The following is a 14,666-nucleotide window of genomic DNA, read 5'->3' on the forward strand; positions in this document are numbered from 1 at the left end:
CCCCGGTCCGGGAGTGCCTTCAAAGGAGCGACTCCCAGTCGCCCTCGACATCACCCCCGAAGCCCGCCGCCTGCAGGAACTTCAGGTCCGCCGCATCGGACGACTGCTCTTCCCGGCCGTCGGGCAGCGGCAGTTCGGCCCAGATGCACTTGCCCGTCGGCGTGTAGCGCGCGCCCCAGCGTCCGGCCAGGGCCGAGATCAGCTGCAGGCCGCGGCCGCCCTCGTCGGTCTCGGTGGCGCGGCGGATGCGGGGCATGGTCTGGCTGCCGTCGAAGACCTCGCAGATCAACTCGGCGCCGTACAACAGGCGTAGTCCGACCGGGCCCTTGGCGTGGCGGACGACATTGCCCACGAGTTCGCTGGCCAGGAGTTCGGTGGTGGCGGAGAGGTCGTCCAGGCCCCAGGCAGTGAGTTGCTCGCGCACATGGCGGCGGGCCTGGCCGGCCGCCCTGGGATCCTGGGGGAGTGGCCAGGAGGCCATCCGGTCCGCGGGCAGGGCGTGCAGACGGGCGACGAGGAACGCCGCGTCGTCGGCCGCCCGGTGCTCGGTGGGCAGCAGACCGGCCGTGAGCGTGTCGCACAGGCGCTCAAGGTCGACGGCCGTGCCGTTCTCGTGTGCCGTGCTCAGCAGCCGGGCCAGCTCCGCCATGCCCTCGTCGATCTCGCGTTTCGCCGACTCGACCAGGCCGTCGGTGTAGAGCACCAGCAGGCTGCCGTCGGGGACTTCCAACTCGCTTGTCTCAAAGGGGGGTTGGGCCGCACCGAGCGGCGGGTCGGCGTCCGGCTTCGGGAAGTGCACGGTGCCGTCCGGGTGGACCAGTGCGGGCGGCGGGTGTCCGGCGCGGGCGAGGGAACAGATCCGGGTGGTGGAGTCGTAGAGCGCGTACAGGCAGGTGACGTACGACGCCTCGCCCATGCCCGTGACGAGGTCGTTGAGGTGGCCCATGATCTCGTCGGGCGGCAGCTCGAGATCGGCCAGCGTGTGCACGGCGGTGCGCAGCCGGCCCATGGTGGCCGCCTCCGGCAGGCCGTGGCCCATGACGTCGCCGACGACGAGCGCGACCCGTCCGCCGGACAGCGGGATGATGTCGTACCAGTCGCCGCCCACGTCCGCGCCCTGCGCGCCCGGGAGATAGCGGGCGGCCGCGGTGCACGCGGGCAGCTCCGGCAGCCGCTGGGGGAGCAGGCTGCGCTGGAGTTCGCGGGAGCGGGTGTGCTCGGCGTCGTAGAGCCGGGCCCGCTCCAGGGACTGGGCGACCAGCGCGCTGATGGTGGTCAGCAGCGAGCGTTCCTCGTCGGTGAGCAGCCGCGGACGGTCGAAGGCCACGACGCACAGCCCGAAGGTGTGGTCGGAGGCGGTCAACGGCAGGAACGCCCACGCCTGTTTGCCCGCGCGGGACGGCAGGTCGGCGATGTCGGGGTAGCGCGAGGTGAACTCCTGCGGGGAGGACAGGAACAGCGGTATGCCGGTGGCGATCGGGTCCCACGCGGGATCGCCCACAACCCGGGGCCGGTTGTCGAGGACAGCGAGGAAGTCGTCCGGATAGCCGACGGCTCCGACGTGGTGGAGCCGATCGCCCTCGATGACCTGGACCATGAGTCCCGCGGCGGCGAACGGCGGCAGCACGCGTCGGGCGACCACGTCCACCACGTCCTGCGAGGTGGTCGCCTTGGCGAGCTCCGCGGTCAGTTCGGTGATCCGGGCCGCCCGCTCGGCCGCCGCGCGCCGGGCCGCCTCCCGCTCCTCGGCCAGGCGCCGCTTCTCGGTGACGTCCTGGAAGTAGAGCGTGCGCCCGTCGGGCCCGGGCACCAGCCGCAGGTGGAAGCGCTGCCCGGAGTCCGGCATCAGTACGTCGAAGCCGGCCGGCTTCTCCTCGGCCGCGGCCCGGCGGCAGCGGCTCTCCAGGCCGGGGACCTGCCGGGCGGAGGGCAGGTCCCACAACAGGCGCCCGAACAGCTCCTCCTCCGAGAAGCCCAGGAAACGTTCCGCTTCCAGGTTGGCGAAGGTGATCCGCCACTCGTCGTCCACCGCGAGGAAGCCGTCGCTCATGTGCCTCAGCGCCCGGCCGAGCGCATCGCGGGCGCTGCGCGACTCGTTGGTCTCCCAGGCCACGCCCACCATGCGCAGCGGTTCGCCCTGTTCGTCGTACGTGGTCCGGCCGCGGGCCAGCGTCCAGCCGTACGTGCCGTCCGGGCGCCGTACCCGGTACTCGGCCTCGTACACGGCGCGGTCGAGTATCGCCCGCTCGGTCGCCGCCAGGGCCGGAGCCAGGTCGTCGGGGTGGACGATCCTCATCCAGCTCTCGATCCGGCCGGTGAAGTCGGCCGGCCGCATGCCGTACACCTCGAAGGCCGCCTCGTCCCAGACGAGTTCGCCGGTGCGGATGTCCCAGTCCCACGAGCCGACGCTGACCTCCTTCAGCGCCTGCCGCAGACGCTCCCCGCTCAGCTCAGTCCGCGCGGGCGAGGACGGTCGCGGCGCCTGCGCCATGCGGTCCTCGGTCCAGGCGACGACGGCGCGCAGGAACTCCCAGTGCTCCGGGGCGGGTTCACCGCGCTCCCCGGCCAGGACCGTCAGTGCGCCGATGCTGCGGTTGCCGCTGAACAGGGGCAGGGCGGCAAGTCCGGTGCCGGGCCAGGCACAGTCTGCCGCGTCCGGTTCCGCGGAGGGCAGCGGCAGCCACACGCCGCTGCCCCGGTGCAGGGCGCGGGCCGGGGCCAACGGGCTCTCCTGGTCGAGGATCTCCCAGGAGCGGGTGAGGGCGGGCGGCAGGCCGACGGCCGAGACCAGGCGCAGCGCGGACATGTGGCCGCGCAGGTGCAGGGTGCCGCCGAGCGCGCCCAACTCGCCCACCGCGTGCTGGAGTGCGAGCCGGAAGACCTCGCTCTCCGTCAGGCCGGGGGCCACGGTGTCGAGGAGAGCGAGGCGCGCGTTCATGTCGGGAACTTATCGTTCCTGTTTTCGTCCGAAACCTTTTTCACGGATTCTGACGTGCGGGTTCGCCGAGAGCGGGCGCAGGCATGCGGGGCGTGAGTGCGGGGTAACCCTCAGTCCTCCGCGGGCGGCTCCTGGAGCTTGGCGAGGGTCAGGACGTCGCCGCCGATGCCCCAGCCGCCGTCGGTGACCTCCTCGACCAGAACCATGGTGTTGGCGCGGGCGCGTTCGCCGTAGATGTCGACGTACAGCTCGGTGGTGCGGGTGACGATCTGCTCCTTCTGCTTCTCGGTGAGGGTGCCGGCGGGGATCTTGAAGTTCGCGAAAGGCATGGGCTGTTCTCTCTTTGAAGGGGTCAACAGGGGGGTCGGGGCGGTCAGATGATGCCGCCGTTGGCGCGGACGACCTGGCCGTTGAGCCAGTGGCCGGCCGGTGAGGCGAGGAAGGCGACGACCTCGGCGATGTCGGCGGGCGTGCCGAGCCGCTCCAGCGGGGGCATGGCCGCCAGGCGGGCGACGGTCTCCTCGTCCTTGCCGTCCAGGAACATGTCGGTGGCCGTCGGACCGGGCGCGACGGCGTTCACGGTGACGTCCCGGCCGCGCAGCTCACGGGCGAGGACCAGGGTGAGCGCCTCCACTGCGCCCTTGCTCGCGATGTAGGCGCCGTACGCCGGGAAGGCGAGCCCCACCTGGGACGTGGAGAACGTGACGATCGTCCCGCCGGGGCGCACCGTGCGGGCGGCCTGCCGGGCGACGACGAAGGTCCCGCGGATGTTGGTGCGGTGCAGCGCGTCCAGCTCGTCCAGGTCCAGGTCCGCGATCGGGCCCAGGAGCATCCGTCCGGCGGTGTGGACGACGACGTCGACGCCTCCGAACTCCGACTCGGCCCGGTCGAACAGCGCGGCCACCGCCTGTTCGTCGGCGACATCGGCCTGGACGGCGACGGCCCGGCCGCCGGCCGCGGTGATCTCCTTGGCGGCGGCTTCGGCCGGTTCGGCGCCGCCGGCGTATCCGACGACCACGGCGAAACCGTCCGCGGCCAGACGGCTCACGGTCTGCCGGCCGATGCCGCGGGAGCCGCCGGTGACGATGGCGACACGGGGGCGGCTCGGGTCCTGGGCGGGCGTGGTCCGGCTGTCCGCCGGAGCGGTGGGGGAGGGCATGCGGGCTCCTGTGAGAGTGCGTGGAAAGAGGGGGCGGCCCTGGTGTTGTCGCCGGGCTCGCCGTGTCCTCCACGATCGGCCCGCCGGCCGGCCGCAGCCAGGGCTGCGCTTACCCGGGGGTTGTCATCCCCTGGCTCCGCACCGCCGTCCGGGCGAGGATGGACGCGTGAACCTTTCCGCACTCGCCGCGTTCCTGAAGTCCCGCCGCGACCGGGTCCGCCCGGCCGACGTCGGCCTGCCCGCCGGCCCGCGCCGCCGGGTGCCCGGCCTGCGGCGCGAGGAGGTCGCACAGCTCGCCGGACTGTCCGCGGACTACTACACCGAGCTGGAACGCGGCCGCGGCGCCCAGCCCTCGGCCCAGGCCCTGGCCGCCCTCGCCCGGGCACTGCGCCTGACCGGCGACGAACGCGACCATCTCTTCCACCTCGCCGACCGGCCCCTCCCGCCCACTGCACAGGGCCCGACGGCACACGTCCAGCCCGCCCTGCTCGGCCTGCTGGACCGGCTCGGCACCACCCCCGCACGGGTCATCACGGACCTGCACGAGGCCCTCGTCCAGAACCAGGCGGCCACCGCACTCCTCGGTCCCCTGCCGACGGGACGCGGCCCGGCCGCGAGCTTCGTCCACCGCTGGTTCACCGACCCCGACGCCCGCGCGATCTATCCCGCCGACGACCATCCGCGCCACTCCCGGTCCTTCGTCGCCGACCTCCAGGCGACCGCCGCCCGACGCGGCAACGACACCGAGGTGGCCCGCATGGTGACGGCACTGCGGCGACGCAGCGAGGAGTTCGCCGCCCTGTGGGACACCCACGACGTCGCCGTGCGCAGGATCGAGCGCAAACGCATCGTCCACCCCGCGCTCGGCGTCATCGAGCTCGACTGCCACAACCTCTTCAGCGAGGACGGACGCCAGCGCCTGCTGTGGTTCAGCGCCCCGCCCGGCACGAAGGGCGCCGCCCAGCTGGAACTGCTGTCCGTGATCGGGACGCAGGACATGACCGGTGCGCACGACGTGGTGGCCGAGAACGAGCTCTCCGAGGGCACATCCCGGTACTGATCGATCACCCCACCTGCGGCACAGCCTTCCCGACCGCCCGGTCCCAGGTACCCCCGGTGACGCCCCGCTCCCGCAGCACCGCCTTGCGCACCTTGCCCGTCTCGGTGAGCGGCAGCGCCGGGACCGCCTCGACGTACCGGGGCACCGCGAACGCGGGGAGTCCGTGCGCGCAGTGCCGGGTGAGGTCCGCGGGATCCAGCACCATTCCCGGCCGTACGACCACCGCGACCATGACCTCGTCCTCGGCCAGTTCCGAGGCCACCGGGAAGGCGGCCGCCTCGGCCACCGCCGGATGGGAGCGGACGGCCGCCTCCACCTCGTAGGAGGAGATGTTCTCGCCGCGCCGCCGGATCACGTCCTTGATCCGATCGACGAAGCGGAACCGGCCGTCGGGGTCACGGACCACGCGGTCTCCGGTACGGCGCCACGAGTCGGGCTCCGGCTCGGGCCCTCCCAGATAGCCGGTCGAGAAGGCGTACGGCTGATGGGTGCGCACGAGGAGTTCGCCGGGCGTGCCGTCGGCGACCGGAGCGAGCGCCGTGTCGACCACGCGGGCGGAGAAGCCCGGGCGCACCGTGCCCATGGTGCCGGGGCGGCCCTCCTCGGCGGTGGCGCCGATGACCAGGTTCGTCTCCGTCGAGCCGAACCCGTCGACGACGGTGACGCCGAAGCGCTCGCGGAAGGGTTCCCAGAGGGGGCCCGGGGTGGCAGGGGCGAGCGCGCGCGTGGCCCGGTGTGCCCGGTCCTGCGGGCCCGGGGGCTGGGCGAGCAGCATGGGCACCATCGCGCCGAGCAGATAGGTGGTGGTGGCGCGCGCGTCGGACACCTGCGACCAGTGGCGCGAGGCCGAGAAGCGACCGCCGACCACGCAGCTCGCGCCCACCGTCATCGCCTGCGCCAGGGTGTTCAGCGCGTTGGTGTGGAACAGCGGCAGGCAGGTGAACAGCACGTCGTCGGTCGTGAGGTGCAGCGCGGACGAGACGTTACGACCCCACCAGACGAACTGCGCGTGCGGGCAACGCACTCCACGTGAGCGTCCCGTCGTGCCCGAGGTGAACAGGACGGCGGCGGTGTCCCGCGGACGGATCGGGGCGGGCGGCAGGGCCTCGGCGACTCCCGGACGCGGGACGTCCTCGTTGCCCGCCACCCACACGGGCCCGCGATGTCCGGACGCCACCGCCTCCCGGGCCAACTCTCGCTCCACGTACAGGAAGTGGGGCTGCGCCGTGTCCAGCGCCTGCCGCAGTGAGCCCCCGCGCAGAGCCGTGTTCAACGGCACCACGACCGCGCCGAGCCACGCGCAGCCGAGGACCAGATCGACGAGTTCGATCCGGTTGGACAGCAGCGCCGCGATCCGGTCGCCCGGGCGGCAGCCGTGCGCCGCGAGGGAGCCGGCCATGGTGGCCGCCGCATCACGGGTCTCCGCGTACGTGCGGGTCGTGTCGCCCACGCTCAGGAAGACCCGGTCGCCGAACCGCTCGGCCGCCGCCTCGACCAGACCCGGCACGGTCAGGCCGTTCATCGCAGGACGCCCGCCTCGTGCAGGTCCCGGACCCGCTCCGGGGACAGGCCCGCCATCTCGCGCAGCACCTCCTCGGTGTCGGCGCCGAGCAGAGGCGCCGGCCGGCGGATCGAGCCGGGCGTGCGGGTGAGGCGGATGGGCAGGCCCTCGTGCAGGAAGGCGCCCGCAGCCGGGTGCTTCATGCGGACGTAGAAGCCCCGCGCCCTCAACTGCGGGTCGTGCTCGACCAGTTCGCGGCCGTCCTGCACCGCTCCCGCCGGAACCCCCGCCTCCTGGAGGAGTTCCGCGGCGACATCGGCGGGCATGGCGCGCGCCCAGTCGCCGAGCGCCTCGTCGACCACCGTACGGTCCTGCCTGCGATCGTCCGCCGTGGGCAGGCGCTGCGCCAGATCCGGACACCCGATCACCCCGCACAGCGCCGTCCACTCCTCGTCCGAACGGACGCTGACGGCCAGCCAGCGGTCCGCGCCGAGGCATCGGTACACCCCCTGCGGGCTCCATCGCGGGTGCGTGTTGCCGACCGGAGTGCGGGCCGCCGTGAGCAGGCTGGTGCCCATGTGGGCGGCGATCGCCTCGAGTTGGGACAGGTCGATGTGCTGGCCGCGGCCGGTCTCCTCGCGGTGTTCGAGTGCGGCGACCGTCGCCAGCGCGGCCTGCAGCCCGGCCACGATGTCGCCGTGGCCGTAGATCACACCGACCACGTCGTCCGGTCCCCAGCCGGTCAGGCCGGTGAGCCCGGAACTCGCCGAGACCGTGTCCGCGTACGACACCCAGCCGGAGCGCGGTCCCGTGTGGCCCATGCCCGACATGCTGACGTAGACGAGACGCGGGTTGATCTCGCGCAGGGTGTCGTAGCCGAGGCCGAGGCGGGTCATGACCGTGGCGCTGAAGTTCTCCACCAGGACATCGCAGTTGGCGATGAGGTCGCGGAGTACCGATATGCCTTCGTCGGTGCGGGTGTCGAGGGCGAGGCTGCGCTTGTTGCGGTTGACCTCATTGAAGTAGCCGTTGGTGTCCGGGTTGTTGTGCGGGCCGCGGGAGAGGTGCATGAAGGGGGCGAAGCGGGTGGGGTCGGGACGGGAGACGGACTCGACCTTGACGACGTCCGCGCCGTGGTCGGCCAGCACCTTCGTGCAGTACGGGCCCGCCAGCACCCAGGTGAGGTCGAGGACGCGTACGCCGTCCAGGGCGGGGACGGCGGTGGAGGCGGTCGCGGCCGTGCGCAGGGGCGGCTCCTCGTCCAACAGGGCCTGATCGGCGCCGAGTTCGGGCAGCGACAGCTCGGTCACCCGGCGGCCCTCCGGGAACGCGAACGGGAAGCCGAGGTCGGTGCGGTCCCCGACCCGGGTGAAGAAGTCCCGCGCGGCGAGCTGCGGGTTGTCGGGCAGCTCGCACGGCAGGTCGACGGCCGCCCAGGGAAGCTTCCTGGCCTGGGCTCGCTCCGCGAACTCGGCCTTCGGCCACCGGCCCACGAAGTCCTGGACGACCTTGAAGACATGCTCCTGATGCCGCTTGCGCTCGACCGGGTCCTGCCACCGGGACTCTCCGAGATCGGCCTGCGCTCCCTCCTCCGTCATCCAGTCCAGCAGCGCGTCCCACATACGGGGGCTGCCGCCGAGCCCGCCCCCGAGGTGGCCGTCGGCCGCCCTGAACAGCCCGTGCGGGACCAGCGGATGCACACGCCCCGGCCGCGGCGGTACCCGGTCCTCGTGCAGGTAGGCCAGGGTGCCCGCCTCCAGGGCGGCGGCCACGCAGGCCTGCGCGGAGACGTCGATCAGCTGGCCCCGTGTGCGCCTTCCCGCTCTCAGACCCAGCAGAGCGGCGATCGCCGCGTTGACGCCCGCGAGGTGCTCCGCCTGGTTCTCGGGCAGGTGCAGCGGAGGACCGTCGGGGTCGCCGACCTGCGCGAGCATCCCGCCCAGCGCGGCCACGACCAGGTCGGTGCCCTGCCATTGACTGCGCGGGCCGACCAGGCCGAAGGGGGTCACGCGCACATGGACGAGATGGTCGAGGCCGGCCGTGTCGGCTCCGTCAGGCGTCCCGTCGAGCAGGACGTCGGCGCTCGACAGCAGGCGGCGCAGCGCGTCGGAGTCGGCGGGGTCCAGGGTCACCGAGCACTTTCCGGCGTGCCAGTGGGCGAAGGCGTCGGCGTCCTGGTGCCGGTCCGGGTCGCCGCCCGGGGGTTCCACCAGCACCACCTCGTGGCCGAGCCCGACCAGCAGGCGGCCCGCGAACCGGGCGAAGGGGCCGGTCAGTTCGACGATGCGCGGGGTCGATGCGCTCACTTGTCCTCCGTCAGCCGTGCCGCTGGTTCAGGAAGCCGCTGACCACGCTGTAGTAGTCGTACGGCCGTTCCTCCTGGGGGTGGTGGGAGGCGCGGTCCATCACGTGCAGACTGCCCCGGGGGATCATGCGGGCCAGCATCAGCGGATAGTCCGGGGTGAGGAAGGCGTCGTACATCCCCCACAGGAACAGTGTGGGGGCCTGGATGCGGCCGAGCTCGGCGGAGAGGTCCTGCCAGTCGCCGCGCGGGTTGTCCGAGGCGCCGGCCAGCGCGGTCTCCTCGGGGTCGAGGCTCTGCTCGTAGCGCAGGGTCACGGTCCCGTCGGGGACGGCCTCCGGGTCGTACCACTCCAGCCGTGCGATCAGTTCCCGCATCTTCTGCCGTGAGGGGCCGTCGCCGCCGTAGTACACGTCGCGGGCGTTGCGTCCGCGGCGGCCGCCCTCCGGGAGCGGGGCGAGCGGGCCGTGGAAGACGGGCATGCTGCCGGTGATGACCAGCGACCGTACGCGCTCGGGGTACTTGGCGGCCAGGTTGAGCGCGATGGTTCCGCCCCACGAGTTGCACACGAAGTCGGCCCGGTCGACGCCCAGTTCGTCCATCAGGGCCACCGTCTTGGCCGCGTGGTAGTCCCACATGGGGCCCTCGATGACGGGCTTCGCCGACTTGCCGTACTGCAGGATGTCGACCAGGAAGCAGCGTCGGTCCGCGGCGAACAGCGGGGCTGCCTGCCCGAAGTCCGACCAGCCCGTGCAGCCCGGGCCGCCGCCGTGCAGGAAGATCGTGGGGGCGCCCTCGCCCAGCTCGACGTAGTGGTACTTGACGCCGTCCGCCTCCGCGTAGGCGCCCTGCGGAGGCGCCTGAATGTCCATGAGATCCATGGGCGGATGGTGTCCGGTGCCGGATGCCGGTCCAAGCGGAGCGGTCCGCTGAGTGGGCCGGGTCCGTGGTTGGCCGGTGCCGTCGGGTCTAGCGTCGACGGCATGCTGGATCTTGCGGAGAAGCGGGCACGGGCGCTGCTCGGCCGGTGGCAGACGCGCTCGCTGGGCGTCGTACGGGCCGGGGCCGCCGCGGAGTTCGCGCGGGCCGTGGGGGAGTCCGCGCCGCGCCTGGTGGATCCGGCGCATCCCGCGTTCGTGGTCCATCCGATGTACGTCGTCAGCGTGCTGCGACCCGAACCGGGCGCGGACGCCGGGGAATTGAGGCGGGACGGCATGTACCGCGACGAGGTTCCCGGGACCGACGGGCTCGACGTGCGTCTCATGGCCGGTGGCCAGGAGGTGCGCTGGGCCGATGACGTGCGTGTCGGCGACCGTGTCGAAGTGCAGCGCGCTCTCACGGGGGTTGAGCGCAAGCACGCCGACTTGCTGTTGCTCACCGTCGTCAAGAAGTACTTCGCCGAGCGGGGGATTCTCGTCGAGGTCACGGAGAGGTTCATCGTGCGATGACGGAACACACGGACATACGGCAAGTGCGACCGGTCGAGCTCGTGCCCGACGAGGTCATCCTGCTGCGCTTCGGCGCGGTCACCCGCAACACGCACCGCATCCACTACGACACCGCGTTCGCGCAGTCGGAGGGGCTGGACGGGCCGGTGGTCATGGCACAGCTGCACGGCTGCCTCTTCCATCGGGCCGCCGCCCAATTCGCGGGGGAGACGGGACGGGTGCTCCGCGTTGGCTGGCAGAACCGTTCGCCCGCGTATCCCGGCGACCTGCTGCGTGTGACCGGCACCGTGCGCGAAGTCGACCCGGCCACCGGCGAGATCACCCTCGATCTCGCCGAGCACCGCATCGGGCTCGGCGACGGGGATGGCCCCGGCAACACTGTCTGTTGCCGGGGCCAAGCGGTGGTCGTCCTGGGCTAGGGGCCGTCCGGCGGATCGCGCCGGAGATGCGGGCAGGCCCCCGCGCGTCACGCCAGGTCGAGCACCGCCCTCCCGACCGCGGTCCCCTTCCGCAGTCGCTCCACCGCCTCGGGCAGCCGGTCGGGGCCGTACCGTTCGATCGGCAGGCTCAGTTCGCCTGCCGTCAGCTCGGTCAGCAACCGTTCTGCATCCGCGGCGACTTCCTTGCCCCGCGTCATCAGGTTCACGGGCACCAGGGACACGTCGGCCAGCAGAAAGTCCGCGAGGTCCACGGTGAACTCGCGCCCGGCGGTGTACCCGACCAGGGCCACTCGTCCGCGCGGGCGCACCAGCGGCAGGGCATCCCGCAGCACCGGCCCACCCACGGTGTCGATGACCGCGTCAACAGGCCCTCCCACGGCCTCTGTTGGCATGTCGGCCGCCAGAACCGCCTTGGCGGGCACGGGTACATGGTCCAGTTTCTCCGCGCGGCCGACCACGCCGATCACCTCGGCCCCGGCCCGCGCCGCGACCTGCACGGTGAGCGAACCGACCGCGCCCGCCGCGCCGGTGACCAGCACCCGCTCGCCCGGCTGGACGGCCGCCACCGAGTGCACGGCCGCCCAGGCCGTCCCGGCCGGTGAGAAGAAGCTGCACGCCAGAGCAGGGTCCGTACCCTCCGGAACGGCGATCACCGCCGCGTCGGGCACCAGCGCGTGGTCGGCCCAGCAGCCGTCCCGGCGCAGGCCGAGCCCCTTGCCGTTGACCCGCAGCAAGGACCCCTCCGGATGGGTGTCCGAGGCGAGCACGATCCCGGCCCCGTTGGTGCCGGGCACCGCCGGCAGCTCCGGCAGGATCCCGAACTTGCCGTCCACGACGTTGAGATCGAGATGTGCCACCTGCGAGGCCAGCATCCGCACGAGCGTGTGGCCGGGCTGCGGCTCGGGCACCGGCCGCTCCACCAGCCGGGGCAGCGTGCCGAATTCCTCCAGCACCAACGCCCGCGACATCTCACCGCTCACCGCCGCACGCCGTACCGACCCGCTCACAGCTTCACTCCATATCGACGCAGCACCCGAGAGGCCACGATCCGCAGCACCCGGTCGAACACGAACCCCAGAATCCCCAGCGTGATGATCCCGACGAACACCCAGTCGATGCGGCCGTAGTTGCGCGACGTCCAGATCAGCGAGCCCAGCCCGACCTGCGCGGCGACGATCTCCGCCGAGACGATGGTCAGGAAGCTGTTGCCCATCGCCAGCCGCGCCCCGGTGATGATGTACGGCACCGTCGAGGGCAGCACCACCCCGCGCAGGATCTGCCGTCGGCTCGCGCCCAGGCTCGCCGCCGCGCGCAGCTTCGACTCGCTCACCGCCATCACCCCCGCACTGGTGTTGAGGATGACGATGAAGACCGCCGTGTAGAAGATCAGCACGACCTTCGACGACTCCCCGATGCCCAGCCACACCACGGCCAGGGTCACGAAGGCGATCGGCGGGATGAACCGGAAGAACTCGATGTACGGCTCGAGGAGTTGGCGGACGATGCGGATCTGTCCGACGAGCAGGCCGGCCGGGACGCCCACCAGCAGGCCCAGGCCCCAGCCGATCAGGATGCGGCGGCTGGAGGCGATGATCGAGTTGGTGAGCGTGCCGTCGCGGGCGAGGTCGCCGGCCGCGGTGAGGGTCGCGTGCGGTGAGGCGACCAGCGAGGGGCCGTAGTGCGTCGCGAGCAGCTGCCAGATACCGATGCCGACGAGGACGGAGACGGCGTACAGGGCGAGGGTGCGCAGCCCGAGGCCGGCGGCCTGCAGGGCGCGGCGGTCGGTGCGCGGTTTCGCGGTGGCGTCGACGGTCACGGTCGTCATCGTTCGTCCTCCGGGTCGAGTCCCTGGTCGCGCAGGGCCTTGCGGACCTCTTCGCCGATGTCCTGGCGCAGCTTGTGGCGCAGTTCGAGGGCCGCTGGGTCGGACTCGTCGCGCGGCCGGGGCAGGTCCACCTCGTACACGGACTTGATCGAGGCCGCGGGGCCCGCCGTCATCACGGCGACGCGGTCCGCCAGCAGGATCGCCTCGTCGATGTCGTGGGTGACGAACACGACCGTGCAGCCGGAGGCCTGCCAGATGCGGGCCATCTCCTCCTGCATCACCTGCCGGGTCTGCGCGTCCAGCGCCCCGAACGGCTCGTCCATCAGCACCACTTGGGGCTGGTTGGCCAGCACGCGCGCGATCTGCACGCGCTGGCGCATACCGCCGGACAGCTGCCCCGGGAAGCGGTCGGCGCAGTGCCGCAGCCCGACCAGGCTCAGGTACTCGTCGGCGAGCGCGGTCTGTTCGGCGCGGGACTTGCCGCGCATCCGCGGGCCGAAGGCGACGTTCTGCCGGACGGTCAGCCAGTCGAAGAGCGCCTCGCTGCTCTGGAAGACCATGCCGAGCTCGGGGTCGGGTCCGGTGATCGGCGTGCCGTCGACCGTGAGGGCGCCCTGGTGCGGCCGTACGAAGCCGGCCAGCGCGGACAGCAGGGTGGACTTGCCGCAGCCGCTCGGGCCGAGCAGACAGAGGAACTCACCTGCGGCGATGTCCAGTGATATGTCACATACCGCGTGGAAGGAGCCGAACTTGATGTCGACGCCGTCGACACGCACGGCCGCCCCCCGCCCCCCGCCGTCCTGCTTCGCGGGCGGCAGATCGGCCTCGATGGCCTTCGTCATCACGATCCCTTCGTCTGCTGAGCGCTCTGCTGGGTGAACCAACCGCGCAGCGCCGTCCTCGCCACGTCCGCCGGGGACTTGGCGGTACCGGTGTCGACGTAGAACTTGGCGGTGGCGGTGTACGTCTTGAGGTCGGCCGAGGTGATGTCACGGACCCCGAAGTCGATGTCCCTGATCGCCTTGAGGGTCTGGGCGGTGGGGATCTTCGCGGCCTTCTGCGTGGCCGCCGCGGCGGCGTCCGGATCCGACTCGGTGCGCCGCGCCGCGTCCTGCAGCGCCTGCGCCACCTTCACCGCGATGCTCTTGTGGCCGCTCAGCCACTTGTCGTCCGCGATCAGCCATTGCGCGTACGACACCCCGTAGTCCCCGGTCGTCGACACGATCCGCCCGCCGAGCTCGACCCCCTTGGCCGGCCAGGGCTCCCACAGGACATAGGCGTCCACGTCGCCCTTCTGCAGGAGCGCCGGGATCTCGGGCGGGTCGGCGGTGACGAACGTGACCGACTTGGTGTCGATGCCCTTCGACTCCAGATAGCGGGTGGCCGCGAGCTGGGACAGGCCCGGTACGACGGCCATCTTCCGGATCTTCGACGGTGAGGTGACCTTCGGGCCGAGGACGACCTTGAGGTAGCGGCCGGACTGCTCGTAGACGAGGAGCGAGCGCAGGGCGGGGTTCTGCTGGAGCTGGCCGATGGTGGTGGTGTCCGAGTTGCCGGCCAACTGGACCTGGTTGCCGGCGAGCGCGTCGACGCCCTCGCCGCCGCGCCCGAACTGCACGAGCTGGACGTTGACACCGTGCTTGGCCCACAGCCCCTGGGCGTCGGCGAGGAAGAAGGGCGCGAAGGACGGGTCGATGCCGACGGCCACGCGGACCGTCGGTCCGGAGGCTCCCTTCGCGGCCCCGGCGGACGAGTCGGTGGTGGCCGCGCTGCAAGCGCTGAGCAAGACCAATGCGGCGGTGACGAGGGCGACGACGCCCGTCACGGGACGTCCTCTGCTGGCCTGTGGCTCCATGAGCACCTCGGGTGGTTTGGCGGAGACCGCCGATTCCGGCTGGTACGTCGGCAGGGTGCGGGCCCTTGGACCGGCCCCTTGGACCGGCCCTGTGAACTGGCCTGAATTGGCGCGATTCGCCGCACCGTAGAACGCCGC

The 14,666-nt window shown here is 72.2% G+C and carries 13 protein-coding genes; 3 read left to right on the top strand and 10 right to left on the bottom strand.

What is annotated here, in order from left to right; all coding sequences use genetic code 11:
* Positions 1–19: 19 nt before the first annotated feature.
* From ABZ880_RS29950 to ABZ880_RS29960, 3 genes are all read right to left on the bottom strand, one after another.
* Positions 20–2,938 carry a SpoIIE family protein phosphatase gene (locus ABZ880_RS29950; RefSeq protein WP_361268802.1) on the bottom strand — a complete coding sequence of 973 codons (2,919 nt, stop codon included), beginning with the start codon at positions 2,936–2,938 and terminating at the stop codon, positions 20–22.
* Between the two features lie 110 nt (positions 2,939–3,048).
* Positions 3,049–3,267 (bottom strand): 4-oxalocrotonate tautomerase family protein, encoded by a 219-nt coding sequence (locus tag ABZ880_RS29955; RefSeq protein WP_361268805.1) that lies wholly within the window; start codon positions 3,265–3,267, stop codon positions 3,049–3,051.
* A gap of 44 nt (positions 3,268–3,311) precedes the next feature.
* Positions 3,312–4,097: an SDR family oxidoreductase gene (locus tag ABZ880_RS29960; protein WP_361268808.1), complete on the bottom strand. Its 786-nt coding sequence runs from the start codon at positions 4,095–4,097 to the stop codon at positions 3,312–3,314.
* Positions 4,098–4,263: 166 nt separating this feature from the next.
* On the opposite strand from ABZ880_RS29960, the gene ABZ880_RS29965 reads away from it, so the two are divergent.
* On the top strand, positions 4,264–5,157 hold the full coding sequence (locus tag ABZ880_RS29965) for a helix-turn-helix transcriptional regulator (RefSeq protein ID WP_361268810.1): 894 nt from the start codon (positions 4,264–4,266) through the stop codon (positions 5,155–5,157).
* Positions 5,158–5,161: 4 nt separating this feature from the next.
* Here ABZ880_RS29965 and ABZ880_RS29970 read toward each other — a convergent pair whose 3' ends face one another.
* Genes ABZ880_RS29970 through ABZ880_RS29980 form a run of 3 tightly spaced genes read right to left on the bottom strand, consistent with a single transcriptional unit; the run spans position 5,162 to position 9,841 of the window.
* Complete coding sequence (locus tag ABZ880_RS29970; protein ID WP_361268813.1) at positions 5,162–6,679, bottom strand: AMP-binding protein; 1,518 nt, start codon at positions 6,677–6,679, stop codon at positions 5,162–5,164.
* Positions 6,676–8,964 (bottom strand): CoA transferase, encoded by a 2,289-nt coding sequence (locus tag ABZ880_RS29975; protein ID WP_361268816.1) that lies wholly within the window; start codon positions 8,962–8,964, stop codon positions 6,676–6,678. The genes ABZ880_RS29970 and ABZ880_RS29975 overlap by 4 nt, the downstream gene beginning before the upstream one ends.
* Before the next feature lie 10 nt (positions 8,965–8,974).
* Positions 8,975–9,841 (bottom strand): alpha/beta hydrolase, encoded by an 867-nt coding sequence (locus tag ABZ880_RS29980; RefSeq protein WP_361268819.1) that lies wholly within the window; start codon positions 9,839–9,841, stop codon positions 8,975–8,977.
* 102 nt (positions 9,842–9,943) lie between these two features.
* On the opposite strand from ABZ880_RS29980, the gene ABZ880_RS29985 reads away from it, so the two are divergent.
* A complete protein-coding gene (locus tag ABZ880_RS29985; RefSeq protein WP_361268822.1) occupies positions 9,944–10,408 on the top strand; it encodes a MaoC family dehydratase N-terminal domain-containing protein in 465 nt (154 codons plus the stop codon).
* Positions 10,405–10,827: an acyl dehydratase gene (locus ABZ880_RS29990; protein WP_361268824.1), complete on the top strand. Its 423-nt coding sequence runs from the start codon at positions 10,405–10,407 to the stop codon at positions 10,825–10,827. Before ABZ880_RS29985 ends, ABZ880_RS29990 begins: the two co-directional genes overlap by 4 nt.
* Positions 10,828–10,874: 47 nt before the next feature.
* On the opposite strand, the gene ABZ880_RS29995 is transcribed toward ABZ880_RS29990, so the two are convergent.
* Genes ABZ880_RS29995 through ABZ880_RS30010 form a run of 4 tightly spaced genes read right to left on the bottom strand, consistent with a single transcriptional unit; the run spans position 10,875 to position 14,498 of the window.
* Positions 10,875–11,855: a zinc-binding dehydrogenase gene (locus ABZ880_RS29995; protein ID WP_361268827.1), complete on the bottom strand. Its 981-nt coding sequence runs from the start codon at positions 11,853–11,855 to the stop codon at positions 10,875–10,877.
* Positions 11,852–12,673, bottom strand: a complete 822-nt coding sequence (locus ABZ880_RS30000) for an ABC transporter permease (RefSeq protein ID WP_361268830.1) — start codon at positions 12,671–12,673, stop codon at positions 11,852–11,854. Before ABZ880_RS30000 ends, ABZ880_RS29995 begins: the two co-directional genes overlap by 4 nt.
* Positions 12,670–13,515 carry an ABC transporter ATP-binding protein gene (locus ABZ880_RS30005; protein ID WP_361268832.1) on the bottom strand — a complete coding sequence of 282 codons (846 nt, stop codon included), beginning with the start codon at positions 13,513–13,515 and terminating at the stop codon, positions 12,670–12,672. The genes ABZ880_RS30000 and ABZ880_RS30005 overlap by 4 nt, the downstream gene beginning before the upstream one ends.
* Positions 13,515–14,498 carry an ABC transporter substrate-binding protein gene (locus tag ABZ880_RS30010; protein ID WP_361268834.1) on the bottom strand — a complete coding sequence of 328 codons (984 nt, stop codon included), beginning with the start codon at positions 14,496–14,498 and terminating at the stop codon, positions 13,515–13,517. The genes ABZ880_RS30005 and ABZ880_RS30010 overlap by 1 nt, the downstream gene beginning before the upstream one ends.
* Positions 14,499–14,666: the final 168 nt, after the last annotated feature.

The organism is Streptomyces sp. NPDC047043 (assembly GCF_040644055.1).
In the GTDB taxonomy this organism is placed as follows: Bacteria; Actinomycetota; Actinomycetes; order Streptomycetales; family Streptomycetaceae; genus Streptomyces.